The 287-nt window shown below is 51.9% G+C and carries 1 protein-coding gene; it reads right to left on the bottom strand.

Annotation, left to right across the window (positions count from 1 at the left end; genetic code table 11):
* The coding region (locus ABLN94_RS24640; RefSeq protein ID WP_352997359.1) for a hypothetical protein at positions 1 to 287 on the bottom strand (287 nt) is incomplete at both ends.

Raw genomic sequence — 287 nt, 5'->3', positions numbered from 1 at the left:
GCTGTGCAGCAACCTATCGGCGTTTGCATAGGCAAGAAATGCGTTTTGGTCAGTTGTGGGCGTCTCTTCAAAAAAACGGCGCTCGACCGGGTTGAGTTTGAGCTTCAGCGCACCAGCTGCTTTGAATTTCAGGTCGCTGACAAGGTCGAACAGGCGATCTTTTTCCCCTTCTACAGCTTGCTGCCAGATGACGCCGTCGCCGCTTTCTGTTGCATCTCTGAGACGCGCACGGATTTCGATTTCGTTTTCGTGTGTTCTGACTGACCCATCGAGAACATACCTGACAT

This window comes from Ruegeria sp. SCP11, from assembly GCF_040329455.1.
In the GTDB taxonomy this organism is placed as follows: Bacteria; Pseudomonadota; Alphaproteobacteria; order Rhodobacterales; family Rhodobacteraceae; genus Ruegeria; species Ruegeria atlantica_E.
The sequence above is the reverse complement of the archived record's forward strand: the minus strand, read 5'-3'. Positions and strand labels throughout refer to the sequence as shown.